General features: G+C 53.7%; 27 protein-coding genes and 1 tRNA gene. 13 read left to right on the forward strand and 15 right to left on the reverse strand.

Annotation, left to right across the window (positions count from 1 at the left end; genetic code table 11):
- Nucleotides 1–107: 107 nt before the first annotated feature.
- Together GOB86_RS11270 and GOB86_RS11275 are read right to left on the reverse strand one after the other, a co-directional pair.
- The gene (locus GOB86_RS11270) at nucleotides 108–509 is read right to left on the reverse strand and encodes a hypothetical protein (protein ID WP_165992425.1); all 402 of its coding nucleotides are present in this window, start codon (nucleotides 507–509) and stop codon (nucleotides 108–110) included.
- A 1,172-nt stretch (nucleotides 510–1,681) separates the two neighbouring features.
- Nucleotides 1,682–3,043, reverse strand: a complete 1,362-nt coding sequence (locus GOB86_RS11275; protein WP_165992426.1) for a hypothetical protein — start codon at nucleotides 3,041–3,043, stop codon at nucleotides 1,682–1,684.
- A gap of 408 nt (nucleotides 3,044–3,451) precedes the next feature.
- On the opposite strand from GOB86_RS11275, the gene GOB86_RS11280 reads away from it, so the two are divergent.
- From GOB86_RS11280 to GOB86_RS11310, 7 genes are all read left to right on the forward strand, one after another.
- The gene (locus tag GOB86_RS11280; RefSeq protein WP_165992427.1) at nucleotides 3,452–3,781 is read left to right on the forward strand and encodes a hypothetical protein; all 330 of its coding nucleotides are present in this window, start codon (nucleotides 3,452–3,454) and stop codon (nucleotides 3,779–3,781) included.
- A gap of 658 nt (nucleotides 3,782–4,439) precedes the next feature.
- Nucleotides 4,440–5,909, forward strand: coding sequence for a mannose-1-phosphate guanylyltransferase/mannose-6-phosphate isomerase (locus tag GOB86_RS11285; RefSeq protein WP_165992428.1), 1,470 nt, complete (start codon nucleotides 4,440–4,442; stop codon nucleotides 5,907–5,909).
- Nucleotides 5,910–5,936: 27 nt separating this feature from the next.
- On the forward strand, nucleotides 5,937–7,361 hold the full coding sequence (locus GOB86_RS11290; RefSeq protein WP_165992429.1) for an FAD-binding oxidoreductase: 1,425 nt from the start codon (nucleotides 5,937–5,939) through the stop codon (nucleotides 7,359–7,361).
- Nucleotides 7,362–7,534: 173 nt separating this feature from the next.
- Nucleotides 7,535–8,350, forward strand: a complete 816-nt coding sequence (locus GOB86_RS11295; protein ID WP_165992430.1) for a MetQ/NlpA family ABC transporter substrate-binding protein — start codon at nucleotides 7,535–7,537, stop codon at nucleotides 8,348–8,350.
- Nucleotides 8,347–9,327, forward strand: coding sequence for a methionine ABC transporter ATP-binding protein (locus GOB86_RS11300; protein WP_165992449.1), 981 nt, complete (start codon nucleotides 8,347–8,349; stop codon nucleotides 9,325–9,327). The genes GOB86_RS11295 and GOB86_RS11300 overlap by 4 nt, the downstream gene beginning before the upstream one ends.
- A complete protein-coding gene (locus GOB86_RS11305; protein WP_165992431.1) occupies nucleotides 9,308–9,979 on the forward strand; it encodes a methionine ABC transporter permease in 672 nt (223 codons plus the stop codon). Before GOB86_RS11300 ends, GOB86_RS11305 begins: the two co-directional genes overlap by 20 nt.
- Before the next feature lie 502 nt (nucleotides 9,980–10,481).
- Entirely contained in the window at nucleotides 10,482–10,850 is a 369-nt protein-coding gene (locus GOB86_RS11310) for a helix-turn-helix transcriptional regulator (RefSeq protein WP_165992432.1), read from the forward strand.
- Nucleotides 10,851–10,986: 136 nt separating this feature from the next.
- On the opposite strand, the gene GOB86_RS11315 is transcribed toward GOB86_RS11310, so the two are convergent.
- The 3 genes from GOB86_RS11315 to alkB all read right to left on the reverse strand — a co-directional run bounded on the left by GOB86_RS11315 (nucleotide 10,987) and on the right by alkB (nucleotide 15,437).
- On the reverse strand, nucleotides 10,987–13,362 hold the full coding sequence (locus GOB86_RS11315; protein WP_165992433.1) for a TonB-dependent siderophore receptor: 2,376 nt from the start codon (nucleotides 13,360–13,362) through the stop codon (nucleotides 10,987–10,989).
- 180 nt (nucleotides 13,363–13,542) lie between these two features.
- On the reverse strand, nucleotides 13,543–14,724 hold the full coding sequence (locus tag GOB86_RS11320; RefSeq protein ID WP_165992434.1) for a serine hydrolase domain-containing protein: 1,182 nt from the start codon (nucleotides 14,722–14,724) through the stop codon (nucleotides 13,543–13,545).
- Between the two features lie 29 nt (nucleotides 14,725–14,753).
- The gene (gene alkB / locus GOB86_RS11325; RefSeq protein ID WP_242012637.1) at nucleotides 14,754–15,437 is read right to left on the reverse strand and encodes a DNA oxidative demethylase AlkB; all 684 of its coding nucleotides are present in this window, start codon (nucleotides 15,435–15,437) and stop codon (nucleotides 14,754–14,756) included.
- Nucleotides 15,438–15,551: 114 nt separating this feature from the next.
- On the opposite strand from alkB, the gene GOB86_RS11330 reads away from it, so the two are divergent.
- On the forward strand, nucleotides 15,552–15,935 hold the full coding sequence (locus GOB86_RS11330) for a toxin-antitoxin system protein HicB (protein ID WP_165992435.1): 384 nt from the start codon (nucleotides 15,552–15,554) through the stop codon (nucleotides 15,933–15,935).
- Nucleotides 15,936–16,017: 82 nt separating this feature from the next.
- On the opposite strand, the gene GOB86_RS11335 is transcribed toward GOB86_RS11330, so the two are convergent.
- The 7 genes from GOB86_RS11335 to pdxA form a co-directional block, all read right to left on the reverse strand.
- Nucleotides 16,018–17,490 (reverse strand): sodium:solute symporter family protein, encoded by a 1,473-nt coding sequence (locus GOB86_RS11335; RefSeq protein ID WP_165992436.1) that lies wholly within the window; start codon nucleotides 17,488–17,490, stop codon nucleotides 16,018–16,020.
- The gene (locus tag GOB86_RS11340; protein WP_048854464.1) at nucleotides 17,487–17,666 is read right to left on the reverse strand and encodes a DUF3311 domain-containing protein; all 180 of its coding nucleotides are present in this window, start codon (nucleotides 17,664–17,666) and stop codon (nucleotides 17,487–17,489) included. Before GOB86_RS11340 ends, GOB86_RS11335 begins: the two co-directional genes overlap by 4 nt.
- A gap of 179 nt (nucleotides 17,667–17,845) precedes the next feature.
- The gene (locus tag GOB86_RS11345) at nucleotides 17,846–18,337 is read right to left on the reverse strand and encodes a hypothetical protein (protein WP_165992437.1); all 492 of its coding nucleotides are present in this window, start codon (nucleotides 18,335–18,337) and stop codon (nucleotides 17,846–17,848) included.
- 23 nt (nucleotides 18,338–18,360) lie between these two features.
- Nucleotides 18,361–19,527, reverse strand: coding sequence for an anhydro-N-acetylmuramic acid kinase (locus tag GOB86_RS11350; protein ID WP_165992438.1), 1,167 nt, complete (start codon nucleotides 19,525–19,527; stop codon nucleotides 18,361–18,363).
- A 7-nt stretch (nucleotides 19,528–19,534) separates the two neighbouring features.
- Nucleotides 19,535–19,867: a hypothetical protein gene (locus GOB86_RS11355; RefSeq protein WP_165992439.1), complete on the reverse strand. Its 333-nt coding sequence runs from the start codon at nucleotides 19,865–19,867 to the stop codon at nucleotides 19,535–19,537.
- The gene (locus tag GOB86_RS11360) at nucleotides 19,868–20,590 is read right to left on the reverse strand and encodes a pyridoxine 5'-phosphate synthase (protein WP_165992440.1); all 723 of its coding nucleotides are present in this window, start codon (nucleotides 20,588–20,590) and stop codon (nucleotides 19,868–19,870) included.
- A complete protein-coding gene (gene pdxA, locus GOB86_RS11365) occupies nucleotides 20,587–21,558 on the reverse strand; it encodes a 4-hydroxythreonine-4-phosphate dehydrogenase PdxA (protein WP_165992441.1) in 972 nt (323 codons plus the stop codon). Before pdxA ends, GOB86_RS11360 begins: the two co-directional genes overlap by 4 nt.
- A 286-nt stretch (nucleotides 21,559–21,844) precedes the next feature.
- Between pdxA and GOB86_RS11370 the strand changes: the two genes are divergently transcribed.
- The 5 genes from GOB86_RS11370 to GOB86_RS11390 all read left to right on the forward strand — a co-directional run bounded on the left by GOB86_RS11370 (nucleotide 21,845) and on the right by GOB86_RS11390 (nucleotide 25,117).
- Nucleotides 21,845–22,210 carry a LapA family protein gene (locus tag GOB86_RS11370; RefSeq protein WP_165992442.1) on the forward strand — a complete coding sequence of 122 codons (366 nt, stop codon included), beginning with the start codon at nucleotides 21,845–21,847 and terminating at the stop codon, nucleotides 22,208–22,210.
- Nucleotides 22,203–22,916 (forward strand): orotidine-5'-phosphate decarboxylase, encoded by a 714-nt coding sequence (pyrF, locus tag GOB86_RS11375; RefSeq protein ID WP_165992443.1) that lies wholly within the window; start codon nucleotides 22,203–22,205, stop codon nucleotides 22,914–22,916. Before GOB86_RS11370 ends, pyrF begins: the two co-directional genes overlap by 8 nt.
- A gap of 2 nt (nucleotides 22,917–22,918) precedes the next feature.
- Complete coding sequence (locus GOB86_RS11380) at nucleotides 22,919–23,563, forward strand: phosphoribosylanthranilate isomerase (RefSeq protein WP_165992444.1); 645 nt, start codon at nucleotides 22,919–22,921, stop codon at nucleotides 23,561–23,563.
- A gap of 72 nt (nucleotides 23,564–23,635) precedes the next feature.
- Nucleotides 23,636–23,726 (forward strand) — tRNA-Ser (locus GOB86_RS11385).
- Nucleotides 23,727–23,887: 161 nt separating this feature from the next.
- The gene (locus GOB86_RS11390) at nucleotides 23,888–25,117 is read left to right on the forward strand and encodes a tyrosine-type recombinase/integrase (RefSeq protein WP_165992445.1); all 1,230 of its coding nucleotides are present in this window, start codon (nucleotides 23,888–23,890) and stop codon (nucleotides 25,115–25,117) included.
- A 6-nt stretch (nucleotides 25,118–25,123) separates the two neighbouring features.
- On the opposite strand, the gene GOB86_RS11395 is transcribed toward GOB86_RS11390, so the two are convergent.
- The 3 genes from GOB86_RS11395 to GOB86_RS16610 form a co-directional block, all read right to left on the reverse strand.
- On the reverse strand, nucleotides 25,124–25,594 hold the full coding sequence (locus GOB86_RS11395) for a hypothetical protein (protein ID WP_165992446.1): 471 nt from the start codon (nucleotides 25,592–25,594) through the stop codon (nucleotides 25,124–25,126).
- Nucleotides 25,591–26,001 (reverse strand): hypothetical protein, encoded by a 411-nt coding sequence (locus GOB86_RS11400; protein ID WP_165992447.1) that lies wholly within the window; start codon nucleotides 25,999–26,001, stop codon nucleotides 25,591–25,593. Before GOB86_RS11400 ends, GOB86_RS11395 begins: the two co-directional genes overlap by 4 nt.
- A gap of 226 nt (nucleotides 26,002–26,227) precedes the next feature.
- Complete coding sequence (locus tag GOB86_RS16610) at nucleotides 26,228–26,434, reverse strand: Lar family restriction alleviation protein (protein ID WP_366125156.1); 207 nt, start codon at nucleotides 26,432–26,434, stop codon at nucleotides 26,228–26,230.
- Nucleotides 26,435–26,555 lie beyond the last annotated feature (121 nt).

Raw genomic sequence — 26,555 nt, forward strand, 5'->3', positions numbered from 1 at the left:
TACTGCGCGCGGGTGATTTCAGTCCAGGCCATCTTGATCTCATCAGGTTATCGCAAACCCATGAATCATAATCCACTGAAATCACTCAACTCATTTTCGGTCAGACACTAAGAGAAACAGTTCCTTAATTGCCCAAGGGCAGGTATCAGCATCCTGTCATACCCAAAATCCATACGTTTTTTGGTAATGAAAGGCTGAAGATAAGGCTCAACCAGTTGTTCCAGAACTTTACGCTTATAACCAGCCTTATCTTTGACGTTTTCCGGAACTTCTATGAAGTTTGGAAATAAACCCAGAATGTCATAGCCAGTATCTTCCACTTTATCCGCAACAGATGTTCTTGGTGCGTTCACCATGACAAAATCACGAATGTAAAAAACCGTGGAACGTCCCACCTTACGTTCATCAGAAAAACAACGCAGGTAACGTCCTGCCAACGGACAGGAACGATTATCAGGGATTCTGATGCCTTCAGATAACAGGGAAAAAATAGTGCTGTAATTTATCATAGTATTACTCCATTCAATAACTCCTTAAATATACGTTATTTATAAACTATATTTATCTTAATTGCAATATTTATATATGCTTATATAAATAAATATATCAAATATCTATAATATTAATGGAAACAATCAACGGGTTTGTTTGTTGTTTCAGTTGCTTGTTTTGCATGAAATGGTCAACAGGGTTTTCTGTTGACTGGTGAGAGAAAAAACACAGCAAGGTTCAACAGGAAACCTGTGCGACTATATGACAAAAATATCAGGAATGAACGAAATACCCAGGATATCAGCCACGAACAGATTTTCTGGAATAACCCGGATGGGAAAGCATCAGACATGCTGTTCCAATGCGAAATAAGCCACACACAGACACGAAACAGGAACGAAGGGTATAATCCTCCCTGAAAGGGGAAAAATCGCATCCATGGGTCAATTATGGAGATTTACAGATAGGTATGGAATGAACCGAATGCAGGGAATTCCACGAAACAGAAAAAATGAGCCTGATTAATCTGAAAGTGATAGGGAAAAAGAAAAGAACCAAAAGAAAAAGAAAAAAAAGAAGGTTGGGTGGATTTCATAATCCATAGTTATCCGTCCCCACCTGTCTCACGTCAAAAACAAAACCAGAACCTTACAAAGCTCCTGATTTTTTCATTCTGTAATAACCCGGACGGGAAAGCATCAGACATGCTGTTCCAATGCGAAATAAGCCACGTTGAGAAGCAAAACAGACTTTCAGGGAAGGATTATACCCTCCAAGGGTAAACCCTGCATCTACGGTTCATTTATGAAGAAAACCGGAAGTTCACTACAAAGAAAAAAAATCTGTAGTGACCTTTGAAACCAGAAACAGATTTTCCAGATGAATCTGGTGAAACAGATAAAACGCGAAATAAGCCACACACAGACACGAAACAGGAACGAAGGGTATAATCTTCCCTGAAAGGGGAAAAATCGCATCCACGGGTCAATTATGGAGATTTACAGATAGGTATGGAATGAACCTGATAGAGTGAATCACAAGAAACAGAAAAACGGGTCTGATTAATATGAAAGTGATAGGGAAAAAGAAAAGAACCAAAAGAAAAAGAAAAAAAAAGAAGGATGGGTGGATTTCATAATCCATAGTTATCCGTCCACACCTGTCTCACGTCAAAAACAAAACCAGAACCTTACAAAGCTCCCGATTTTTTCATTCTGTAATAAGTCGCTCTGGAAATATTCAAAACTTCCCAAGGTTTGGAAGCTGACAGATTATTTTCCGCAAGCCATGCTTCTCGGCTTTGTCCCTGACTGGTTGGTCTTTCTACATTGCCCTGTTCATGACGTTTTGTGCGTTTTCTGAGCAATCTTTCCTCATGGTCAATGAGGACACTCAGATGTTTCATTTCCTCGCGGGTAATGCCTAATTTCTGAATAATGGTCTTTGTGCCAGTCGTGTAGCCCTTGTGTCGCTTTTTGGCTGAATAGTCCTGACCAGCTTTCTTGTAGAGGGTCTGCATGGCATTGTGCATATGTTTGGCAAGATATCCCTCATCAATCACACCTTCAGCCCATTGTTCCAGATTGGAGGGAAGATTGTCAGGGTTGGATATCTGAGCCAGAAGAATACCAGCTTCATGGCAGAAAATATCACATTCCCCTTTTCTGACTGGCCCCCTGTAGCGCAGGAAACCAAGCGTTTTCAGGTCATACAACCCTTTCTTGGCCCACGAGGCCCACCCCTTGAAACCCTGGGCTCCACGTTCATCGGGAACAAGTTCATTGGTTTTCCTGCGAGCCAGATATTCAACCCTGGCTTTTTCACGTCTCTCCTGCCTGGCTATCTTCTGCTTTTTGTAATCCTCGTATTTCTTTGGAAGAACCATGTCGCACAGGGTCGAGAAGTCATAGAACTGACCTCTGTAATCAAGGAACTCGCATCGATGACGCCTTGGATGCTGAGAGTTCACACTCCCAGGAAGACGAAAGACACGTGAAAAATCATAGGTCGCCTGGTCTGCTCCCCATGGGATGAATTTTCTTAACAGTTCTCTGTGAGTAGCCTGAAAGCGTCCTTTGCATCGTGCTGGAACAGGACATTCAAACGTATAATGCAGATAAATACCTCTGCCAGAACTGAGGATATTGGAGGGGCGAGGAATGTTGTTGTCATCGCAGAACTTGAGCAGGATTTCATAATTCTCCCCAAGGTCGTGATATTGAATGGTGGGGTTGGTTTCATATTTGTAGCAATCAAGGTCGATACAGATATGGTCAAAAACCGCGACAAACTCACCCCTGCGACTGCATTTGTAAAACCAGTTCATGGAGATATAGGAATCTTCAATATCCTGGGCCATGTCAAAAACGGTTTCGTATTCCGAGATATGGTAAGGTTTATCCCACCACGTTCTGCCTTTTGCATCAGGCTGTTTTAATTTCTGACCCATGATGAAAAACAGGTTTGGATTATAAGGCATGAACCTTTTCATCCTCCAATCGTATGGATATCTGTCGAGTGCTACTTCAGGTTTTTTAAATGCTAATCCCATAAAATTCTTCTCCTTTAATCAGGATGAAGAAAAAATTACGAGAACTACATTTTTTACTTGACTAATTCATTTAAATACTACATAATCAATTCATAAAAACAGTGTGTGTTTTGCTCTCGATGGTTTCGTCTCCATCGCATTTGTTAAAGTCAGATGTTTCTCGCATCTGGCTTTTTCATTTATTAAAGCACGAAATGTTAATTTATGCAAGTAAAATATAAACTGTGTTTGTAAATAACATAAAACTCTATCAAGAATTGCATGTTTGTTATCCAATTTCTGATAAACATCTTTTTGGACATTCTTTGTCAAACTGGCTGTTGAGCCATTCCATGCAATAGCCTGCCTTCCTTGCTTGTTTCTTTGTCATACTGGTTGGACAAATCTGTTCAACAGGGAAGGAAACATATGGAAGACAACACGAAAACATGGGGTATCAGGGGAATTTCTGCTGATGTCCGGCAAGCTGTGATTACACAGAGCCAGAAGCAGGGCATGAAAGCCGGAGAATGGCTGACAGTGGCTATTCTGGAAAAAATCAGACAGGACAGAAATTCAGGGAAAGCCCTGGTGGCTACCAATGGGAAACCTGCTGTCAGTGCAGAGGATGCCTCTGCTGTTCTGGCTTTGCTGGAACGTCTTCAGGGCATGGGAATTGAACCTCCTGACAGAATGAAGAAGCAGGCAACTACGTTGGTCAGGAAGTGCATGACATCAGCCAAGAGAGGAAACGTCTGACAAAAAATTTTTGGACGCGATTAAATGGTTTCCTGTCCTATTGGTTCATCATCTATGAGAAAATTAAAGATGAGCAGGTTATGCACCTACACAGATTTTTTAAGCCTTAAGCTTTGCCAATCAAAAACACATGTGCTACATATGTGTAACACAGTGACTAAAAAACAAGATTTTGTGATTTTTTGTTTATAAAAATCAATATGTTGTAGCATTTGGTAAAAAAGCTCCCGTACGGGACACCACTGTTTTTACAGTGCTTTTTGCGATATTCCTCCAAAATATAATTTTTCAGGCCATTGTGACAAACGCCACAATGTTCTTTTCCATGATCAAAAGAACAACAGGACGCGATAATGTAAACGGGCGTATGGGCGCTGATACCGGAAACTCTGCCTCTCCCTGCATCACGCGTCTCAATCAATAACATCCAGAACGGTTATTGATTGCCCTTGCTTGAATATTTTCTTGTTGAGGGAACACTATAGTCAGAGTAAAATAAATCTGCTGCACTGTGCTGCTAATGGTCGATCTGTTGTGAATAATCAAACTTTTGTCTGTTTAGTCCGCATGGTGTGGAATGATTGCCACAGATGTATGCGTGTATTACGGGAGATAGTGCAGCCTGTTTGGTAGGCCGTAAGGATCAGGGGTAGGCAGCATGGTTGGTGGCGAAGAGGGATCTGGTGGCACTTTGGAGCACGGAACAGTTTCCCCCGTTGTGCCGGTTATCCTGTCTGGTGGTGCGGGGAGCAGGCTGTGGCCTGTCTCACGCGGGAGTTTTCCCAAGCAGTTCTGGTCGTTGTTGACCAATTTTACGCTTTTGCAGGATACGGCATTGCGTGGCCAGTCCAAGGGGCTGGCTGACCCGGTTGTTGTGTGTAATGGCGAACACCGCTTTGTTATTGCCGAACAACTCCGTGACGTGGGTATAGGGGATGCCCGGATTATTCTCGAACCCGTTGGCCGCAATTCGGCCCCCGCCATAGCAGCGGCCGCGTTTGTTGTGGCCGAACATAACCCGGATGCCGTGTTGTGGGTTATGGCGGCTGATGCAGCGATTGAGGACGTGCCTAAACTACACGTGGCACTCGATCAGGCCGTAATGGCCGCGAGTGCCGGTTATCTGGTTACCTTTGGCATGACCCCCACCCGGCCTGAAACAGGGTACGGTTACATTGAGCAGGGTGCGGCTATTCAGGACATACCCGGTGTGTACAGGGTTAGCCATTTTGTGGAAAAGCCGGACAAAAACAAAGCCGCTGCCTTATTGGCGCAGGGGAGGTATTTATGGAATTCGGGCATGTTTGTTGTGCGTGCGGCAACATTTTTGTCCGAGATCGAGGCGTATGAACCTGAATTGTATGCCTGCGTTAAAGAATCTGTAAAAAACCGCAAAACAGATATGGATTTTGAAAGACTGGACCCGGACACTTTTTCAAAGTCACCAGATATTTCGGTTGATTATGCCGTGGCGGAACGTACGGAAAAAGCCGCAGTCGTGCCCGGCTGTTTTGGCTGGTCGGACGTGGGGAGCTGGGATGCCCTGTGGGAACTGGGGCAAAAGGATGCACAGGGCAATGTAACACACGGCAATGTTTTGCTGGAGGATGTAAGCCAGTCTTATGTGCGCACGGATGGTCTACTCGCAGCGGTCATGGGTGTGGATAATCTGGTCGTTGTCGCCACGCAGGATGCTGTTCTGGTTGCCAGTAAGGATCGGGCGCAGGATGTTAAAACTCTTGTGCAGCGGATGAAAAATAACAACATGCCAGAGGCGGACACGCACCGCCTGACCTATCGGCCATGGGGATATTATGAGGCGCTAACGGCGGGGCACCGGTTTCAGGTTAAAAAGATTGTTGTCAGGCCGGGGCAGAAACTTTCCTTGCAAAAACATTATCACCGGGCTGAACACTGGGTGGTTGTGGAAGGTACAGCTCTTGTAACGCGTGGTGACGAACAGGTTATTGTGCGTGAGAATGAGAGTATCTATCTGCCGCTGGGGAGCCTGCACAGGCTGGAAAACCCGGGCCGGATGCCTGTAACCCTGATCGAGGTTCAGTCTGGCTCGTATCTTGGTGAAGATGACATTGTGCGGTTTGATGATATTTATAGCAGGACCGTATAAGGTTCAGTGAAGTTTGGGGAAGAGAAAATGCCTAATGTTTCTTTTGTTCCCCATGCAGCGGCGCGTATTTCTGCTGTTTTGGCACAATTGAAGGACTATCTGGGGGAAAAGGTTTCCACCAATCACTCTGTGTGCGAAGCGCATAGCCACGGGGAGGCGCTGGAACTGGCGCGCCTGCCCATAGCGGTTGTGTTTGCTGAAACGACGGAAGATGTTGCGACTGTTCTAGCACTTTGCCATGGGGCCTATGTGCCTGTGGTGGCGTTTGGGGCTGGCACTTCGGTGGAAGGGCATGTAACCCCGCCCGAACATGCCGTGAGCCTCGATTTATCGCGGATGACTACGGTTTTGCAGGTTAATGCCGCTGATATGGACTGCCGTGTGCAGGCCGGGTTGACCCGGCAGGAGCTGAATACCCGTTTGCGTGATACCGGTCTGTTTTTTCCCGTGGATCCGGGAGGAGAGGCCACTCTGGGCGGTATGTGCGCAACCCGTGCTTCGGGCACGGCGGCCGTGCATTATGGCACAATGAAGGAAAATGTGCTTGGCCTGACAGTTGTTATGGCAAATGGCGAGATCATTAAAACGGGGGGGCGGGTCAGAAAATCCTCTACCGGGTATGATCTGACCTCTCTGTTTGTTGGTTCTGAGGGCACGCTGGGTATTATTACGGAAGTCCAGTTGCGTCTGCATGGTATTCCCGAGCAGCTTTCCGCTGCGATCTGTCAGTTTGAAAATCTGGAAGATGCCGTCCGCACGGCAGTGGAAGTTATTCAGGCCGGGGTGCCGATTGCTCGCGTTGAGTTGATGGACGACGTGCAGATGGCCGCCAGTATCCGCTATTCCGGTCTGGAGGAATTGCGCCCGATCACCACGCTGTTTTTTGAGTTTGCGGGAGCACCCGCATCCGTGCGTGAGCAGGTGGACGTGACGGAAGCACTGGCCACAGACAATAACGGCCTTGGTTTTGCATGGGCGGATACACCGGACGAACGCAACCGGTTGTGGAAAGCGCGGCATAACGCGTTCTGGGCAGTTAAAGCGCTTTATCCCGGAACGCGGGTGATCAGCACGGATTGTATTGTACCCATTTCCCGCCTTGCGGCCCTGATTGTGGGCGTTAAGGCTGATATTGAGGCCTCCGGGCTACAGGCGGCTATTCTTGGCCATGTCGGGGATGGCAATTTTCATACGCTCATCATTACGGAGGACAACCCGGAGGGGTATGAAAAAGCTCTGGAGCTTGACCGCAAAATTGTTGGCCGCGCACTCAGTCTGGATGGCTCATGCAGCGGTGAGCATGGTGTAGGGCTTGGCAAGCTTGAGTTTTTGGAACGGGAGCATGGCGAACCTTCGCTAGGGGTGATGAGAACCCTCAAGGTGGCTCTGGACCCACGGAATATTCTTAACCCCGGCAAGCTCCTGCCAGAGGGGCTGGCTTATATTGGGTAGTCGTTCTGTTTAGGGCTCGGGTGGGGCATGGTCGGTGTAATCCGCATTGCCCTGCCCGGTCGGGAGCAGAAGACACGACAAATAAACTTGACAATCAGGTGCTATATTTTATTCAAGCAGAACTGATAGTGATTTATTGTAGTGTTTCATTCCTTTTGCGGGGTTTGTGAGTGATGGTCTCTTCCTTTCTTTCCCGCCGGTTTTTACTGGCAGGTGGCGTTGCTTTTGCAAGCGCTCTGGCAGTCCAAACCGCACACGCCGCACCACAGGTCCTGCGCGTAGGTATTATGGCGGGGGAGGATGAGGACGTGTGGCCCGTGGTGGCAGCCAATGCCGCCAAGGAAGGTCTGGAACTCAGGCTGATCACTTTTTCAGACTATAATGCACCCAACGAGGCGCTGGCCGAGCATGAGTTGGATGCCAACGCTTTCCAGCATGGCCCGTTTCTGGATGCCCAGAACAAGGCCAAAGGGTATGGTATTGTGCCTGTTGGCCATACTTATGTTGCGCCCATAGGACTGTACTCAACACGTTGGAAATCTGTAGCGGACCTGCCGGACAATGCGGTTATTGGTGTCCCCAATGATCCGACAAACGAGGGGCGCGCCCTGCTGCTGTTGCAAAAGCTGGGGCTGATCAAACTCGCAGCCGATGCGGGGAATACGCCAACCGCGCTCGATATTACCGAAAACCCCCATAACATCAGTATTCGTGAACTGGATGCGGGCGTGGTAGGGCGTGCGCTAACGGATCTGGATGGCGCTGTTATCAATACCGACTGGGCTAAAAAGGTTGGTGTTGATATTGAAAAAACACGTATTGCGCAGGAAACAGCAGATAATAACCCGTATATCTGCATTATAGCTGTGAACGAGGCAGATAAATCTGCTCCGTGGGTTTCCAAACTGGTGGGGGCGTACCAGCAACCCAATGTGCGGCAGGCGCTGAGCAAGGCGTTCCATGGGGCTGTGTTGCCATCGTGGCCATGAACCTTCTGGAAGTCGATCGGCTGACCCGCTCCTTTGGTGGGCAACCAGCGCTGCATGATATCTCGTTCACTGTGGGCAAGGGGCAAAGGCTGGGTATTATTGGCCGTTCAGGTGCGGGCAAGTCCACGCTGCTGCGGTGCCTGAGTGGTCTTGACCGACCCCAGTCTGGCAGAATCCTGCTGGAAGGGGAGGATATGGCCACCCTGCCCGAGGCAAGGCTTGTATTGCTGCGCCGCAGGATCGGTCTGGTTTTTCAGCATTTCAATCTACTGGCTTCACGCACGATTGCAGCAAACGTGGCCCTGCCCCTGCAAATTGCTGGTGTGCCCAAAGCAGAGCGAAACAAACGTGTTGCGGAATTGCTGGATCTGGTCGGGCTGGCGGACCATGCTGGCAAATACCCTGCCATGCTCTCCGGTGGGCAAAAGCAGCGCATTGGCATTGCCCGCGCGCTAGCGGCACACCCGGCTTTGCTGTTGTGTGATGAGGCAACCTCCGCACTGGACCCCGAAACAACCGAGACCATTCTTGCCCTGCTGGCGGATATCAACCGTGTGCTGGGTCTGACCATTGTCTTTATCACGCATGAAATGGATGTTGTGCGTCGTCTGGCGCAACAGGTGCTTGTGCTGGAAAAAGGCCGTATTGTAACCCGTGGCAAACCGGCAGATATTCTGGATGCCAACCACCTTGCGGCCATTCTTCCGCCCAACCTCAGCCAGACCCCGCAGGAGGGTAGCCACGCCATTGTGCGTCTGACGGTTGCAACGCAGGCTGTGTTTACGCCTTTGCTCCGTGGATTGGAGCAACAGTGCCAGGCCAGCTTTGCCCTGTTGCACACCCTGCCCAACCCGGAAAGTGACGAACAGGTGGATGTTGTGGTGCAGACCGATAGTCTTTCTGTCGCAACCATGAACGCTCTTCAGGCGCACGCCTGTGCAGCCGAGGTAATTGGATATGTCCCGACTCATTCTTGACCTGCTCTGGCGTGCAACCGCCCAAACGTTGGAAATGGTTCTGGCATCCGGGGTGCTGGCGGTTGCCGGTGGTTTGCCTCTGGCGGTGTTGCTTGTGCTGACCTCTCCTAACGGTCTGTATCCCATGCCGTTGCTCTCGCGCATGGTAGGTGGTGTGGTGGATGCGGTGCGGGCTGTGCCGTTTATTATTTTGCTGGTGCTGCTTATTCCGTTTACCCGCATGGTGGTTGGCACGGCACTGGGTACAGCAGCCGCTATTGTTCCTTTATCTATTGCGGCCATTCCATACTTTGCCCGCATTGCCGAGGTTTCCTTGCGGGAGGTGGATACCGGGTTGGTGGATGCTGTACGGGCGATGGGGGGTACACGGTGGATGGTGGTGCGCTATGTGCTGCTGCCAGAAAGTCTGCCGGGGCTGATCTCGGGCTTTACAGTGACGCTGGTTACTCTTGTCGGGGCATCGGCCATGGCTGGGGCCATAGGAGCCGGTGGTTTGGGTGATCTGGCAATCCGTTATGGTTACCAACGGTTCAACACAACCGTTATGTTCGGCGTTGTTGCGGTGCTGGTCGTGCTTGTTATGTTATTGCAGGCAGCGGGTAACTTCTGTGCGCAGTATTTGCGGCATACCCAACCCAGCCACAAGGCGTAACGGGCCACGTCTGTTTTTTTAGGGGCTGTAGTTACGGAATGACACGGCAGTGTCAGACGTCGCTTCGAGTCATTGCTGGTATTTCGAATCTGCAATGAGCAAGTGAACATCTATTTTTAAAATGACGGAAATGTCTTGTTGAGGGAGGCCGCGGTCTGGGTAGGCTCTGCCCAGAGAATATATGGCAACATGCCTTCTTTGTATTTCATAAGAAAAACAAAAAAATAACACTTTTTTTGTGAATGTGGGCCGCAGCCAGAAAACGCAGAGACACCAAAAATCATCGCAAATGAGAAATTTAAAAAATTAACACCCGGTAATTTGTTGCACAGGTTTTATCCTGTGTTATGACTATAACAGGCATGTAACGGTACATTGGTTATCCGCTTTTCTCATGAATATGATTTGAGACAGAGCGGTCTGCACTCTGTACATTTTTAATGTGGTGTGAATTTTCCCGGTAAAACATTCTGCCACAGAGTGGTAAAATGGAGGAATTAGGATGGCTCAACGAGACAATGTTATCTCGCCGGGTATTGAACTGGGGCAGCGGATCAAAATTCTTCGTAAAACCGCCGGTCTTACGCAGCAGCAGGTAGCCGATGCACTTGGTGTATCCCGTCCTGCCATCGCGTTCTGGGAAACCGGGCGTGAGGGAAGTGTCCGCAAGCATATCCCCAAACTGGCGGCATTGCTGCATGTGGAACCCGAGGTGTTTTTAACCGGGTATGTGCATGAAGATATTGACCTGATTGTCTCGCCCGATGAGCGGGATATGGTCTCGCTTTATCGGATGCTTGATGCATCCCGCAAGGTTTCCGCCCAAAAATGGATGGAGCGGCAGGCCAGAACAGCCCAGTTGGAGAACTGAGCTGTTTTTGAATATGGCTGGAAGCGTTACAACATGCGTTCGCTGGGAAGTCTCACCTACGGGGGCAGTCCACGTAGGTGAGGGGAGCTGAAAAACGTGGTAGGGCGGGCACAAGCCTTTCACCCTACCAGACTAATCAGAACTCCATGGAGAGAGTGAAGTGATAGACACGCGGCAGGCCTGCATACAGGGTTTCTGGTGTGTTGGACACAGCACCAGGTGAGCCAGCAAAGACCGAGGCCCAATAGCGTTCATTTGTTGCGTTGCTGACTCCAAAACGCACAACCCACGGGAATTTAACGACATTGAAGGCGTAGCGGGTGCCTAGATCCAATGTTGTGTAAGAGCCTGTGTGGAGCGTGTTTGTCAGATTGGCTGCACGGTTACCCATGTAATGGACATTGGCATTGAAAGCCCAGCCAGAGGCAAAAGTTCCAAGGGATGCTGGCAGTCTGTAGTCGAGCAACATATTGGCCTGTAGCGGAGCCGCGCCAATAATTTCCTTATTATTGTATTTGCTTTCTTTACTATTGATCAATTCCGCATCAAGCCATGTCACACCCGCAAGAACGGAAAGGTTAGGCAGCACTTCTCCCGAAATCTGGGCTTCCACACCATAATTGCGCTGCGTGCCGACGTAACCATATTCTAGAGGTAGCTGTGCGCTTGTGGACGGGTTGATACAGGTTGAACCGTTAGGGCAATAGCTGGCAGCATACTTGGATGTCATGCGGAAGCCTGCAACGTTAAACTGCATTTTTCCGTAGCGAATTTTATAACCAACTTCATATTCTTCCGGCCGGATCAGCGGCTGTGTTTGATATGCGTTGGAATTTGAAGCATTAGCCACAGCACCGGGTTCAACTGATCGGGCATAGGTAAAGTAAAGGGTCTGGTTGTCAGCCGGTTTATAAAGCACGCTGACCGTCGGGCTGAAAGCCGCATTGGCCTGAACAGATTTTTTAAGGGGGCTGCTATAGTTTTTGGCGCTCTGCTGGTCGATCCAACTCCAGCCTAGTGTGCCCAAAATTGACCAATGTTTATTAATTGTCAGGGTGTCACCTATAATAAAGGACTGTGTCGTGATGCGCCCAGATTCCCAGCGCCCATGGTAGTATGGCTGTTTTCCATTAACTTTGATGGGATTATAGATACTGGCATTGTCAGCTTCTGTTACCGTAGTTACGGCTTGCCCAGGAATTTTCGGGTTGTAAGTTCCCGACATGTAACCGTTAGTGCCAATGACGAGGTCATGCTTGATCGGGCCTGTGTAAACACGACCATTAAAATATGCCATGTTACTACCAGTACGGAAATCGTTCGCTGTGGCTGCGGCCGTTACTGTCTGGGTATACCCACCTGTATTATTGATAAGCGTATCATTGGAAGCAAAAGATTGGCGGGCGGCATCTTGGTATAGCCCACCTAACGTAAAGCTCCAGTCTTTGTTGATTTCGTGCTTGATTTTAGCAAGGAAAGTATTGGTTTCCATATTGTAGCCGCTCCAGTCCTGCCCGAGATAAGGTTTGCTCAGGTCCGGAGCCGTTGGTAGGGAGGTCACATGGGTAGGGTCAGAGTCCGTGCCTGTTTCCTTGACCGCAAATCCTGGTGCTGTCCCGCGTTCAACGTAGGTATAGTGGCTGGCGTCGAGTTCGATAACTGTTTTGTCATCCAGATGAATGTCAAAATCAGCGCTGACCATTTCCCGCCGGACCCAACTTGCTGACGTATAGGCAGTGCCGTCGGCATGCAGCATGTTCAGTCGGTAACCAAACCAACCATTCCGGCCCAGACGCCCCGAAATATCGCCGTTGACCGTGGGAGTGCCGATGGAATCTACGCCAACAGAGAGGCGTTCTGTCCGTCGGTCTGTTGGGCGTTTGAGAGTGTATTCAAACATCCCCGCCGGGTTTTGCGGTCCATACATGGCACCAGACAGACCGTTGAGCACTTGCAGATTGTCCACCCATTCTCCAGCGTATGGAGTGGTGGAGACCACGTTCAATCCGTCCAGACGGGAGTTTGACCATACATCGGCTTCAAACCCGCGCGACTGGGGGCGGGATGTGTTGGGGTCGCCGCGGATTTCGAGCTGAACGGAGGGCAGATACTGCGCCATGTCGTTAATGTTGCGGATCTGCTGGTTGACGACCACGTCATGCGGCACACCCATGACGGAGTACGGAGTATCCAGCGTGTCACGGTTGCCGAGGGGACCAAGATAGACAATCTTGTTCATATATTTGGCACCGGTACCGTCTGCGGCATGGTGGCCATGAACATTCACCGTTTCACCATTGGAGCCATCCAGAATCCCGGCAATGGGGGCTGTGCTCGTGGGTGCGGAGGTTTTTGGTTTGGGGGGCGGGGGAGCTGCCGATTTAATAGCGGCCTGCTTGCCCGTTGTGGTCTGTTGCGTGGAGGCAACAGGGTCTGCCGCCAGTGCGGAGGTTGTTAGCAGTAATGCGCTAAATGTTCCGGTGGCGAAAAGTGTATGGAAACGATCGTGCATGGATCTGGCTCATCCGGGGTGTGGAGGGGTACAAGGGGGATGCCCGTTTTGCCGGGTAGGGAGGGGGGTTGTCTATATACGACCGCACACAAACCTATATATGAGCGAATATAACCATAGAGTGATGCAAGAATAACACACCAGCCCTGTGTGGTGTATGAATGGCGGTAAACGGGGTGTTTAGTGGTCCATGGTGCGTAAAGCCAGCGCTGCGGCTGTGGCAACGTCCCTCCGCAGGGCGACCACATTACCTTGCCCATATGGATGTACGCGGTTGGTCAGAATAATCACAAAACTGCGGTTGTTGGGCTCCAGCCAGAGGGACGTGCCGGTAAAGCCGGTGTGACCAAAAGAGGTGGCGGGAAAATAGGCTCCGCGTGCCGTGGAGTAATGGGTGGCAATATCCCACCCTAGTCCGCGCAGGTCAGTCTTGCCTGCTGGTTGCTGGGGGGTGGACATAAGGTGCAAAGTTTCGGCTTGCAGGGGGAACGGCGAGGGTAGGCCCGCTAGCTTGTCCAGCATGGCGTGTGCGTACGTAACGGTATCCTGTGCACAGGAAAACAGTCCGGCATGTCCGGCAAAACCACCCATACGCCGGGCTGAGGGGTCGTGCACAACACCGCGCAGCATCTGCCCGTTTTCATCAAACTGTGTTGGGGCGATGTTGAGTTGTTGGGAGGAGGGTGGGAGAAAAAAAGAGTTGTGAAGGCCAAGAGGTTTAAGAATATGATCCGTTGCATAAGCGGCAAGGGACTGACCGGATAGCCGTTCAACAATCAACCCCAGCGTTATAAAGTTGAGATCACTGTAAACAAATCGCTCTCCCGGCGGAGTTTGGGGGACGCTGTTCATGAGCATCTGCACACCTGTCTGCTTGCCCTGCCATGCAAAGCTCAGATCCATATCCGGTGCCAGACCAGAATAATGTGTGAGCAACTGGCGGATGGTAATGTTCTGTTTGCCATTGGCTGCAAAAGCAGGGAGGTAATGGCAGGCTGGTGTGTCCAGCGCAATCTGGCCCTGCTCATAAAACTGCATGATTGCTGGTGCCGTTATTAAAACCTTGGTTAGGGATGCCATGTCAAAAATGGTGTTCCATGTCATGGCTTCCGCTGTGGGGAGCAGGGCGCGCTGGCCAAAAACACCTTTCCACACCATCTGGCCTTCATGGCCTATGGCAGCTACCGCGCCGGGCATTCTGCCGTTTTGTATGGCCTTGCGGAAAATTTCATCCACTGGCGCAAACGGGGTGGGCTGGGGCTGCTGGGCATGCGCGAGCGGAAAAGTGCTGGCCAGACAGGTGGCATGGGCCAGTCCGGTTTGCAGAATTTTGCGGCGTGTCAGCAGGGCAGGTAAGGGCATGCAGGGTGTGTCCGGGACCGGGTGGGTTGTCAGGAGGTGTGGGCTTCAACATGGCGGAATGTCATGTTGAACCGGGTCAGACCCGTTAGGGGGTGCGGGGTAGGCGCTAGTCCTTTAATCCCATGGTAATGCAGACGGGCAGGCCCACCCCAGACCAGTATATCTCCATGGTCCAGTGCAAACGTGCGTACCCTGCTGCGCCGCTCTGGCCCTCCCCACATAAAAAGACCTGTCCGCCCGAGCGAGAGCGATACAATGGGCTGTGTGATGTCCCCTTCATCCCGGTCTTGATGCAGTCCCATGTGGGAGTTGCTCTGGTAGCAATTGAGCAGGCAGGCATTGGGGGCAAAGTCAGGGTAACCGGCAGCCTGCGCGGCATTTTGTGCAAGGGTTGAAAGGTTTGCGGGCATGGCGGGCCATGGTCGTTGGCTGAGCGGATCTTGCGTTGTGTATGCGTAACCCCGTGGAGAACTGACCCACCCTAGCGCTCCGCAACTGGTCATGGCGGCGGACATGGTGCCTCCACCGGGTGTGAGCATATGGCGAAAGGGGGCCTGCTGGGCGATCTCATGCAAAGATTGTAAAAGGCCGGTGGCATGGGGTGTGCCAAACTGGCGCATAAGCACAGCGCCTGTTTCCAGTTCCTCGCGCGTAGGTCGGATGTCTGGCAGTAGAAGGTTCATTTGCTGGGCTTGGGTATGGGGGTGTGTCATGGCGGCTCCTGATGAAAACCGTTTGCGCCCCCGCACGCTCTTTGGCACAGGACAGAAGAATGCTATCAGCATTGCCAAACACCGTTCCAGCTTGCAAGGAGCCAGACAGCAACAATGCCCCCATCTGCACAGGATATCATGCTTATTGGCGGCATTCCGGCCCTGATTAGCTACCAGTCGCCGCGCGCGGTGTTTCGGGGGGTGTTTGTCGGGCTGAACGCGGAGGTGGATTTTTTTGCCAGCACCGTTGCAGGGCTTGAACCACAGGGCGAGGCGGCCTTGCGGTCGTTTTTAAAGCGGTGCCAGTGCAGCCAGCGTTCGCCCTTGCGGCTGAGTGATGATGGCCAGAAGAATTATCTGCTGGAAGAAATTTATGAGCAGATGGCCGAGCCAGCGCGCAGGTGCGGCATAGACCTGTATGACGTTGTGCGTGAGCAGGTCAGGGCTTTTCAGCCCGGCGGAGGAGCAGGCGCACCGGCTATTCTGCTTAGCCTGTAGCGGCGGCCAGCAAGGTAGGGCCATAAAGTAAAGGGATGCCCCTGTTGGGAGCATCCCTTTTTGTTGTGGTGTCTGGTTTTTATCAGGCCGGGTTTTCCACACGATCCTGTTCTGTGGCGCTGTTGTCTTTTTTGGCCGGGCAGAAAGCCGAAACCACGACAACAATAATAACATTGACCCCAAGGGCGAGCAGGCCCGTGGAAACATTGCCCGAGAACAGGCCAAAATTGACCGGGTGAATGGGCTTGAGCCCGTCCATCCAGCACAGGCTGACCCCGAACACGGTGCCAACCAGCCAACCCGTCAGCATGGCGGTGGCGGAAAAGCGTACCTTCAGCAGGCCCAGAATAAGGGCAGGAAAGGTTTGCAGAATAAACACGCCGCCAAGAAGCTGGAAGTCAATGGCGAACTGCGCGTTCAGGAACAATACGCAGATCAGCGCTCCAAGTTTGACTAAAAGCGAAGTCAGCCGGCTGGTACGAACAGGGTTTTTTTGTGCAGGCAGCAGGTTGCTGGTGACAAGGTTGGCCGCACCAATGGCCATGACCGCAGCAGGTACGAGCGCGCCCACGGCAATGGCCGCCAGACAGAACCCGGCAAACCATGCGGGAAAGACTTTCTGGAACAGCATGGGCACAACCATGGAGTTGTTGGTTGTTACAATACCCGCTGCATGCGCCATAAAGCCCAGCATGGCGATCAGCCCCAGCACAATGGTGTAAACCGGCAGGAACACCGCATTCTGGCGAATGGTATCAGCCGAGCGGGATGCCAGAATACCTGTTAGCGTATGGGGGTACAAAAAAGCTGCCAGCGCAGAGGATAGGGCGAGTGTTGCATAGGGCAGACCCTGCCCGGGCTTGAGTATGCTCTGTGCGTGTTCAACCGAGGCAAACAATGCCCCATACCCACCAGTGTGCAGGGGAATGACCGTAACTGCCACAAGCACGGCAATATAGATCATAATATCCTTGATAAAGGCGGTCAGTGCGGGGGCATGCAGCCCACCTAGCCATGTGTACGCGGCCAGAGACAGGAACGCGATGACAAGTGGCAGGTCCCCCGGCAGACCAAGTGCCTGAATAACGGTACGGATGCCGATCAACTGCAGGGCAATATAAGGCATAACGGCAACAAGCCCGGTCAGTGCGACCACAACTTCCAGCGCGCGGCTGTCAAAGCGGGCACGCACAATATCGGCCGCAGTGGAATGCCCGCCTTCACGCGCGATTTTCCACAGCTTGGGCATGACGATAAAAATGAACGGGTAGACAATAATGGTGTAGGGCAGGGCAAAAAAGCCATAGGCTCCCGCCGCGTAAACCAGTGCTGGCACCGCAATAACGGTATAGGCCGTGTAAAAATCTCCACCGACCAGAAACCACGTGACCCACGGTCCAAACCCGCGTCCACCCAGTGACCACTCCTCATGCGAGGTGCCGCCGGTTTTTTTGCTGAACAGCCCGCGTATCCACTGGATGGATGACCCGATCACAATGGTTGCGGCAAAGAACAGGATGAAGACGCCAAGCGCCCACGGATTGATGGCGTTCATGCGCGATTCCCCTTTTTCCACACCACCCAGATCAGGACGGATGTCACCGGAACCCAGGCGAACTGGTACCAGTAAAAGAAGGGAAACCCGAGCAGGACCGGGTCATGCCGGTCATACAGCGGAGTCCAGAGCAAACCCAAAAAGGGCAGCAGAAGGAGCAGATTAAGATATTTCATTTCGTGAAACCGGCTTATTTTGTTATTTTTGTTCGCAACCGGCTGAGCATGCCGATGGAATTCGGCTTATGTCAATTACGCCTGAAGCGATTTCAGGCGAGTATAATCAGAATTGTGTTTTTTGCGCATCAGGTATACCCTTGTTATAACGCGATCGTTAACAACAAGGGCCGCTGGCGTTAGCGCGTGGCGCTGGTCTTGCGGTCCTGCAACACCTTGTTCAGGTTGTCGCCATACTGGCGGTAGCTGCCTTCTGGCACACAGCCAAGCTCTTCCAGCTCTTCCAGATCAGCACCGTGGTTGATCCACTGATTGGCCTCGCGCGTGTCCAGCGTCGTGGGAATGGTCCGGGCTTCATACACCACGGGCTGTTCCGAATCTTCGGCGGCGCCAAAGGACAGGAAGCTTTCCTCAGCTGGGGTTTTGTTTTCGCTCAGGCTGACCTGACCACAGACAATCTGTTTTTTGTCGCTGTTGGTATGCACAACCAGATTGCGGAACTTGGGGTGCGCGTTGGAAAAACGGGTGGTCAGAGACTTGAGTGTTGCCTTGACGAAAGGTGGTGCCTTCTGGGCGCTGTTATCAAGCACGGTCTGGGCGGCCGCGTTGTGGTGCAGGGCAACGGAGTCCATGCTTGGCAACAGGATGCAAAGCGCGAAAAAACGTTTCATCAAGACGGTCTTTCCTGTCAGTTTTAAAAAGGTGGAGGAGGACTATCCGTGTGCGAACACGGCCAGAGCCGACGCCCCCATGGCGTAATATCCATGCAGGTCAGCCGTCCACCTGTTTGGGGGAACGGTACACCCGTTGTGGTGGGCAGGGAAAGGGGTAACCCCGCAAGACTACGCACGGCCAGAAAACCAAAACACTCCGCTTCCAGCGCATCTCCACTCCAGCCAAGCTGCTCGGCGGGGTAAATGGTGCCGGGCAGGGCTTGCGCAAGGGCTGCCATAAGAGCCGGGTTATGCCTGCCTCCGCCGCAGATAAACCATTCCCGCGGCTGTTCAGGGAGTGGGGTGCGGGCAATGGTCTGTGCGGTAAAGGCGGTCAGAGTAGCTGCGCCGTCTGCTGCATCAAGTGCTGCAATTTGTGCCAGAGCGTCATGAAAACTCAGCCGGTCGAGTGATTTGGGCGCAGGCTTGCGGAAGAACGGATGTGCGAGCAGACGCTCCACTATGGCTTGGTCGGCTTTACCCCGCCTTGCCAGTTGGCCGTCCGTATCGCAGGGGGTGCCGGTGTGCTGGCAGGCCCAGTCGTCCAGCAGGGCATTGCCCGGTCCTGTATCGCACGCAATAATACGCCCATCACCCGTTACAAGAGTAAGATTGGCAACCCCGCCAATGTTGAGCACGGCAACGGGGCCGGGCCGGTTGTGCAGCAGGGCGGCGTGATAGAGCGGGACCAGTGGCGCGCCCTCACCCCCGGCGGCAACATCGGCGGTTCTGAAGTCATGCACCACAGGCAGGTCCGTCTGGGCGGAAAGGTAGGCGGCATCTCCGATCTGCCAAGTGCGTCCCGGCCGGTGCAGAATGGTCTGGCCGTGGAACCCCACAACATCCACCGCCATGTCTGGCGCCATCTGGCGCAGGCGTTGCACGGCCTGCGCGTGTACCAGCGTAAGTGCCTGTTCCACGGCCCGGAGTTCCGCATTGTCAGGCGTAAGGTCTGGCGCATTATCCAGCAGGTTGCGCAGGCGCAGGCGTAGCTCCGCCGTATAGGGGAGCGTGAGGGATGGACCGTGGGCGGCAATGGCCGTGCCATCTGTGCGGATGAGCGCTGCATCCACCCCGTCGAGCGATGTACCGCTCATAAGACCCAAAGCGTTCACATAGCCATCGGACAGATGCGTGGTTATGGGCATTGGTGCATTAGGGAGCTGTGGTTTCCAGCCCGGGCTGAACCTGCCCAGTAGCCACATTCCACAGCATGATGCGGTCGTGGTCTTTGCCGGCAATGTGGATAGCCAGAAGGTCATCATGCACACGGGTTGTGCTGAGCATATGCTCGTCCGGCCCAAGGGCAAGGTGGGCGGTCCGTGTGTCTGTTAGTGGAATACCGGTGGCTATGGCAGGCTGATGGGGCGTGTTCATGCGGTGGATGACCACCCCGACCAAGGCTACCAAGCCCACGATAATCAGAACCCCCATACCCACAACCGCTGCCATGAGCGCTTTGGGTGTTTTATAGTCCTGCTCTTCCATCTAGTGTTCTGCCGCTTTGCTGATATGGGCCTGCATGGTCGCGATGACCGTGGGCAGCCCGTCAAAAATAGCCTGACCGATCAGGAAGTGGCCGATGTTCAACTCCCGTATCTGGGGAATGGTGGCAACGGGTCCCACGTTTTCGTACGTCAGGCCGTGGCCGGCATGGACTTCCAGCCCAAGGCTGGCAGCCTGTGTGGCTGCGCGTTGCAGGCGCTCAAGTTCGCCAGCGCGGCCCTGCGCGTAAGCGCCGGTATGCAGTTCCACAACCTGTGCGCCCGTGGCCGCTGCTGCGGCAATCTGGGTAGGGTCGGGGTCAATGAACAGGGAAACGCGTATGCCATTGGCTTTGAGCGCGTGGACCTTGGGTGTTAGCGCATCGGACTGGCCCGCAACATCCAGCCCGCCTTCGGTTGTCAGTTCCTCACGCCGTTCGGGCACAAGGCAGCAGGCGTGGGGGCGTAGGGCCTGGGCAATGGCGACCATTTCGTCCGTTGCGGCCATTTCCATGTTCAGGGGGGCGTCAATTTCGGTACGCAGGCGTTCAAGGTCCGTATCGCGGATATGGCGGCGGTCCTCGCGCAGATGGGCGGTTATGCCATCCGCCCCGGACTGCACGGCCAGCAGGGCTGCGGCCACGGGGTCTGGGTGCTGGCCCCCACGGGCGTTACGGACTGTGGCAACATGGTCAATGTTGACGCCAAGCCTGATGGCCGGTCTCATGTATTTTTCCTTCTGTTCGCGGCCAGTATTGCCGCCAGTTTTATGGCGGCCTTCAGGCTGCGTGGGTCTGCCTTGTTCTGGCCTGCTATGTCAAATGCCGTTCCGTGGTCGGGGGATGTGCGGATAACAGGGAGGCCGAGGGTTACATTGACTCCTTCGGCCATATCCAGCGTTTTGAGCGGGATCAGCCCCTGATCGTGGTACATGCACAGAGCCACGTCATATTGCGCCCTTGCGTGGGGCGTAAACATTGTGTCCGGCGGCAGGGGGCCGCTGACATTCAACCCTTCCGAGCGGAGGGCGTTTATGGCGGGAAGAATAATGTCCTGTTCCTCGCGGCCCATCAGTCCGTGCTCGCCCGCATGGGGGTTCAGCCCCGCAAAGGCCAGTCGGGGGTGGGGGAGGGCAAAGTCCCGCTGTAGCCCCGCGGCCACCGTGCGGGCCGTGCGGATGATCAGGTCTGTGGAAAGTTGGGCTATGGCATCGCGCAGGGCCACATGCACGGTAATGGGAACAACCTTAAGGGAAGGGCCTGCCAGCAACATGACCTCATTCCCCGGAGTCTGGCATAGCTCGGCCAGATAGCTGGTGTGGCCGGGATGGCGAAAACCCGCCCCCTGCACAACCTCCTTGCTGATCGGGTTGGTGATCATGGCCGAGGCCTCACCACTCAGCGTGAGTTCCGTGACCAGGCGTATGCTCTCCAGCACACAGGCGGCATTGCGGCGGTCAGGTTCCCCCGGCGCAGGAGGTGTTGCCAGTTTTAAAGGGAGTACGGGCAGGGCGTGGCCAAAAACAGCGGCCCCATCGGACAGGTACCGTATGGTCTGCACTGGCACTCGCCGTTCCAGCAGGGACGGGTCCCCCACATAAACAAAGGCAGGTCCGTTCTGGCGCAGCTTTTGCCAGACTGCGGCTGTAATTTCGGGCGCAATACTGGCCGGGTCACCCTGTGTTAGTACCAGCATGCCAATATCTCCCAAATGCGTTGTGCCGTTGCTTGGACCCTTGGCACAGAAACGCAGAAAAGCACCTGCGTAAAGGGGGCTACGCAAAGTTAGGGCCGCAAAGCCCATACTTGCGACATATAGCCTGAATATGGCGTAAAGCAGCCCCTGCCTGTGGGGCCGTAGTGGAGGGGTGTGTTTATGGCAACACGCAGGTACAAGAGCGTGGTAAGGTCACGCAGGCTGCCTTGCGGCTGGTTTGTCTGCCATTCTTGTTCTTTGCGTAGGATAGGGCTACCACATCACCATGATCAGGCTCATAATCGTTGTACCATTCCTGCTTGCACTTGTTGTGTTCAGTGCCAGTAATCAGGACCCGCAGGATATGTGGATGCTCACATATAGCTGGAAGTGCTCGCTGGGTGTGCTGGCCCTGAGTGTGGGAGCCCTGTCTTTTCTGCTGGGTGCGTTCTGTCTGTGGGTGGTCGAGTTCCGGCAGGGGCGCAGGGCCCGCAAGGCGGAACAGCAGGTCAGGGATCTGGAGGCGGAACTGGCGCAGATGCGTGCCATTTTGGCCAACCGCGCGCCGCCGGTCATCCCGGCCCCCGATATGCAGCCTGTTGTGACACCACCGCTTAGCCCCGCAGGGAGCGAAGAACACTCCAATGTCTAATACGATCCGGCGCACCGGCCTTATTGTCTCTCTGGATACGCAGGACCCTGCTCAGGCCCGCAAATGGGTGCAGGACGTAGCCCCCGTATCCGGCATTATCAAGCTGGGGCTTGAGTTCACCTACGCGGCCGGTTTTCAGGCCGTGGCGGATGTTGCGGGTGCCTCACCGCTCTTTCTGGACCTTAAGCTGCACGACATCCCCAATACGGTTGGTGCGGCTGTGCGCTCCTTGTCCCATTTGCGCCCGCGTATGCTTACCCTCCATGCTTCTGGCGGTCGGGCGATGATGGAAGCTGCCCGTGCAGCCTGTGATGAGGCTTTTCCCCAAGGGCAGCGTCCTTTGCTCCTTGGCGTTACAGTCCTGACCAGTCTGGACGATCAGGGACTGGCGGAAACCGGGGTCATGGATGGTGCTCGCGCGCAGGTCCGGCGTCTGGCCAGACTGGCGGTTGATTCCGGTATGGATGGGCTGGTCTGCTCCGCGCATGAGCTGAATGTGCTGCGCGATGATCTGGGGAGCGCTCCGGTCATTGTTACCCCCGGCATTCGTCCCGCCGGGGCTGCCAAGGGGGATCAGAAGCGGGTCATGACTCCCGCTCAGGCGCGCGATGCGGGGGCGGACTGGATTGTAGTCGGTCGTCCGATCACACAGGCCGCCGACCCTGCTGCGGCTGCGGCTGCCATAATGGCGGAACTGGAAAGCTGATCATGCCTGAGTTTGGTCCCATAGGTGTTAAAATCTGTGGCCTTACAGAGGCGGTGGGTTTTGATGCCTGTGTGGAGCATGGGGCGGACTGGATTGGCTTTGTTTTTTTTGAGCGCTCCCCCCGCTTTGTCACCCCGCAGCAGGCAGCAGGCCTAACCACCCGAGGGTTGGGGCGGGCCAGCACTGTTGGTCTGTTTGTGCACCCAAGTGATGAGGATATTGCGCGGGTTCTGGAACACGCCGCACTTGATGTTTTGCAGATCTATGCATCCGAGGAACGCGCCCATCAGGTTGCGCAGGTATTCGGCCTGCCTGTCTGGCTTTCCTTCCCTGTGGCAGGACCCCAAGACCTTCCCGTCTCATGTCCTGTCCAACGGGTGTTGATAGAGCCGCGGCCCCCTAAAGATGCAACCCGACCGGGCGGAAATGCCCAAAAGCTGGACTGGTCTATGCTGTCCGGCTGGAAACCCGTCTTCCCGTGGATGCTTGCCGGAGGGCTGAAGGTTGATAACGTGGCTGAAGCTGTTCGTATAACAGGGGCTCCTGCGGTGGATGTGTCTTCGGGGGTGGAGAGCGCTCCCGGCGTTAAAGACCCCGCATTAATTGCCAGTTTTGTGCGCAACGCACGGCAGGCAGGCAGGGCTTAAGGAAAAAAACAGACAGGAGGGCTCTTTCCCTCTTGCCTGTTCCGATAATCTTGCTATTACCTTCCTCGCGCTGGAGAGATGGCCGAGCGGCTTAAGGCGCACGCTTGGAAAGCGTGTGTACGTTAATAGCGTACCGAGGGTTCGAATCCCTCTCTCTCCGCCACAACCGATTCCCATAAATTCCCATATATTGCCATAAGCCTTGATCTCTAGGGCTTTTTGCTGTTTTTGTTTTCCCATATGTTCCCATTACGTTCCATATAAGCCGGCAGCTTTGTGGGTAACGAGTGGGTAAAATTTTCCTGTGTGTGGGTAACGGAAAGCATGCTGACAGATACCGGCGTCAAAACAGCAAAGCCCAAGGACAAAGCCTATCGCCTGGCAGATAGTGAGGGACTGTTCATTCATGTCATGCCGACGGGGAAGAAGTTCTGGCGCATGCGTTATAGGTCGGGTGGCAAAGAACAGACCCTGACCTTTGGCCCTTACCCGTCTGTGTCTCTGCGGGAGGCCCGTGGCATGCGTGATAATGCCAAGGACATGATCCGCCAGGGGGTTGACCCAGCGCAGGCTGGGAAGCTGGCTCCGGTTTTGTCTGCAGCGCGTGAGGAAGATAGCTTCGAGAGCGTTGCGCGTGAATGGTATGAGCAACGCAAGGATCTATGGAGGCCTCGGCATGCTCATGATGTGATCCATAGCCTTGAGCGGGATGTATTCCCCTTGATTGGCACATTGCCGCCTGGGCAAATGACAGCTCGCGTTGTTCTGCATGTCCTGAAGCAGATAGAGGACAGAGGTGCGGTTGAGACTGCGCACCGAGTCCGCCAACGGATGAGTGATGTGTTTGTCCATGCCATCGCTACAGGTCGGGCTGACAATGACCCTGCATCTGTGGTTAAGGCTGCCTTGCGGCCTGTCCAGCGTGGCCGCCAACCTGCCATTACTGATCTTGATCAGGCGCGGGAAATGATCGGCCGCGTTGAGGGTAGCCCAGCCCACCCCGTAACACTCCTTGCCTTCAGGCTTCTTTACCTCACGGCAGTCAGGCCGGGAGAAGTGCGCGGCGCGTTATGGCAGGAGTTCCACGAACTGGATGGATCAGATCCGGTATGGGTAATTCCAAAGGAACGGATGAAGATGGGACGGGACCATATCGTGCCGCTCATACCGCACGCTATTGCAGTGGTCAATGCGTTACGCCCATTCACAGAACGCTGGCCGCACCTTTTTCCTAACACACGCCGTCCCAAGACAGTGATGTGTGAGAATGCTCTGGGTTACTTGTTGAACAGGGCCGGATACCATGGGCGGCATGTGCCGCACGGGTTTCGCTCTACCTTCTCCAGCACGATGAATGAGCGTTACCCGCAGGACCATGCGGTGATTGAGCTGATGCTGGCCCATGTATCGCGCAACACTGTGGCAGGCGCCTACAATCGGGCATTGCATCTGCCCAGAAGGCGAGAACTTGCCCAGTTGTGGAATGATCTGATTTTAGAAGGACAAGTCCCAGTTGAGGCTTTGGTTTCTGGTAAACGAAAGCCTGTTAACTAATCAGTGTCATACTTCAATAGGCCGGTCGTTGCGTACCTGCGGGATGGTTATGGTTTCGGGCGTGGGTTTCGGATTGCCTTCTGTGGAGCCAGAAATAGGCTGCCAGCCCAAGAACCACTCGTCAGGCATACCGCCATATCCGACAGGTGCGTCAACAGACCATCCCATATCGAAGTCATCATCCAGAATACCCTCATGCCGAATGACAACGTACCGACCGTTCCATCCAGAGCGGTTGTTGCTCTCTGGGAAAATATCTGACCTTGTCTTGGCCAGAATGGGTGAGCGGTTCTTCGGTGCTTCACTCATCGGCCTCCAGGCAGCCGCATCTGCTGCCGTGATGGCTCTCAGGGCATATCTCCGCGCCACATCCCTCAAGGCTTCTGTGATTTCGTGCCATTGCACCGACTCACCCTCGCACTGGTGGGCATATTCACAGATAGCTCGTGCAGCCGCCTCAACTTTTGGGTCAGTCATACCTTGTCTCCCAATCCGCGAATGGCATCTGCGCAAAAGGTTGCAGCACAATGCTCTCCTATCCAGTATCGGGTTTCTTCATGCGTGTCTGATGCCTTTAGTTCATGGTTTGCAAAGGCAACTTTTTCATCACATTCTTTCGCACACCGCTCCCGCTCCCCCGCCAGCATCTCGGCTATTTGCGCGGGGGTGAGGGCGGGGATAGAACTACGAGCGGCGATAACTTGCCTGTCGATCTCCGCCAGGAATGGGAAAACTGCCTTCGCCATCTTCCGCGCGCCAGACGCGACTGCGATATTCTTCCTCGCCTGCTCCGTAAGGGTTGTGATGTTGTTGAGAGCAACGCAGCCAGTCTCATTTACTGTGCCGGGCCGCTCGGGGTTGGGCCAGTTTGTGGGGTGGGTCACGATTGTTCATCCTCATGTTCGGCAACCTGAAGCGCAACTGGCGGATGCGATCGTGTTCCAACGCACCACAACTCTACGCTTCCGCCTCGGTTGAGAATTGCCATCTCATCAGGCGTTGGCTCCCATCGGGTGACAAGGCAGCCGTCTACGCGCCGCGCGAACAAGTCACGCACGCCGTCACGGCCGCCACGTAAAACCACATCAGAACCAACGATGTTTAACGGGATCACGCCTTCTCTCCTGCGCGGGTGTTCCATGCGGTGATGGCTTCGGCTTGCGTTGGGTGCCCTCCTGCGGCGCACCAGCATACTTGGCAGGAAACTCGATAGTTCCCGCCCTCCCATGGCTGCCCAATGAACAAACGCTTAGCTTCCCCACAGAACGGACAGCTTTTCAGTTCCTCGCTCATAGTTCGATGTCCTTGCACGACCATGACCACGAACAGAGGTGGTCCCCATTTTTCGGACAGGGCGATAAGCTATCATCTGGCCTGAACGAGGACGGGTTTTATGGGCAAGGTTACGCGGAAACGGTATGCGGCAGAGTTCAAGTCA

It is taken from the genome of Acetobacter lambici (genome assembly GCF_011516885.1).
Classification (GTDB): domain Bacteria; phylum Pseudomonadota; class Alphaproteobacteria; order Acetobacterales; family Acetobacteraceae; genus Acetobacter; species Acetobacter lambici.

Excerpts from the sequence above, each read along its gene's own strand:
- GOB86_RS11270 (WP_165992425.1), bottom strand. The coding sequence starts at position 509 with ATGATAAATTACAGCACTATTTTTTCCCTGTTATCTGAAGGCATCAGA.
- GOB86_RS11275 (WP_165992426.1), bottom strand. The coding sequence starts at position 3,043 with ATGGGATTAGCATTTAAAAAACCTGAAGTAGCACTCGACAGATATCCA.
- GOB86_RS11280 (WP_165992427.1), top strand. The coding sequence starts at position 3,452 with ATGGAAGACAACACGAAAACATGGGGTATCAGGGGAATTTCTGCTGAT.
- GOB86_RS11285 (WP_165992428.1), top strand. The coding sequence starts at position 4,440 with ATGGTTGGTGGCGAAGAGGGATCTGGTGGCACTTTGGAGCACGGAACA.
- GOB86_RS11290 (WP_165992429.1), top strand. The coding sequence starts at position 5,937 with ATGCCTAATGTTTCTTTTGTTCCCCATGCAGCGGCGCGTATTTCTGCT.
- GOB86_RS11295 (WP_165992430.1), top strand. The coding sequence starts at position 7,535 with ATGGTCTCTTCCTTTCTTTCCCGCCGGTTTTTACTGGCAGGTGGCGTT.
- GOB86_RS11300 (WP_165992449.1), top strand. The coding sequence starts at position 8,347 with ATGAACCTTCTGGAAGTCGATCGGCTGACCCGCTCCTTTGGTGGGCAA.
- GOB86_RS11305 (WP_165992431.1), top strand. The coding sequence starts at position 9,308 with ATGTCCCGACTCATTCTTGACCTGCTCTGGCGTGCAACCGCCCAAACG.
- GOB86_RS11310 (WP_165992432.1), top strand. The coding sequence starts at position 10,482 with ATGGCTCAACGAGACAATGTTATCTCGCCGGGTATTGAACTGGGGCAG.
- GOB86_RS11315 (WP_165992433.1), bottom strand. The coding sequence starts at position 13,362 with ATGCACGATCGTTTCCATACACTTTTCGCCACCGGAACATTTAGCGCA.
- GOB86_RS11320 (WP_165992434.1), bottom strand. The coding sequence starts at position 14,724 with ATGCCCTTACCTGCCCTGCTGACACGCCGCAAAATTCTGCAAACCGGA.
- alkB (WP_242012637.1), bottom strand. The coding sequence starts at position 15,437 with ATGACACACCCCCATACCCAAGCCCAGCAAATGAACCTTCTACTGCCA.
- GOB86_RS11330 (WP_165992435.1), top strand. The coding sequence starts at position 15,552 with ATGCCCCCATCTGCACAGGATATCATGCTTATTGGCGGCATTCCGGCC.
- GOB86_RS11335 (WP_165992436.1), bottom strand. The coding sequence starts at position 17,490 with ATGAACGCCATCAATCCGTGGGCGCTTGGCGTCTTCATCCTGTTCTTT.
- GOB86_RS11340 (WP_048854464.1), bottom strand. The coding sequence starts at position 17,666 with ATGAAATATCTTAATCTGCTCCTTCTGCTGCCCTTTTTGGGTTTGCTC.
- GOB86_RS11345 (WP_165992437.1), bottom strand. The coding sequence starts at position 18,337 with ATGAAACGTTTTTTCGCGCTTTGCATCCTGTTGCCAAGCATGGACTCC.
- GOB86_RS11350 (WP_165992438.1), bottom strand. The coding sequence starts at position 19,527 with ATGCCCATAACCACGCATCTGTCCGATGGCTATGTGAACGCTTTGGGT.
- GOB86_RS11355 (WP_165992439.1), bottom strand. The coding sequence starts at position 19,867 with ATGGAAGAGCAGGACTATAAAACACCCAAAGCGCTCATGGCAGCGGTT.
- GOB86_RS11360 (WP_165992440.1), bottom strand. The coding sequence starts at position 20,590 with ATGAGACCGGCCATCAGGCTTGGCGTCAACATTGACCATGTTGCCACA.
- pdxA (WP_165992441.1), bottom strand. The coding sequence starts at position 21,558 with ATGCTGGTACTAACACAGGGTGACCCGGCCAGTATTGCGCCCGAAATT.
- GOB86_RS11370 (WP_165992442.1), top strand. The coding sequence starts at position 21,845 with ATGATCAGGCTCATAATCGTTGTACCATTCCTGCTTGCACTTGTTGTG.
- pyrF (WP_165992443.1), top strand. The coding sequence starts at position 22,203 with ATGTCTAATACGATCCGGCGCACCGGCCTTATTGTCTCTCTGGATACG.
- GOB86_RS11380 (WP_165992444.1), top strand. The coding sequence starts at position 22,919 with ATGCCTGAGTTTGGTCCCATAGGTGTTAAAATCTGTGGCCTTACAGAG.
- GOB86_RS11390 (WP_165992445.1), top strand. The coding sequence starts at position 23,888 with ATGCTGACAGATACCGGCGTCAAAACAGCAAAGCCCAAGGACAAAGCC.
- GOB86_RS11395 (WP_165992446.1), bottom strand. The coding sequence starts at position 25,594 with ATGACTGACCCAAAAGTTGAGGCGGCTGCACGAGCTATCTGTGAATAT.
- GOB86_RS16610 (WP_366125156.1), bottom strand. The coding sequence starts at position 26,434 with ATGGTCGTGCAAGGACATCGAACTATGAGCGAGGAACTGAAAAGCTGT.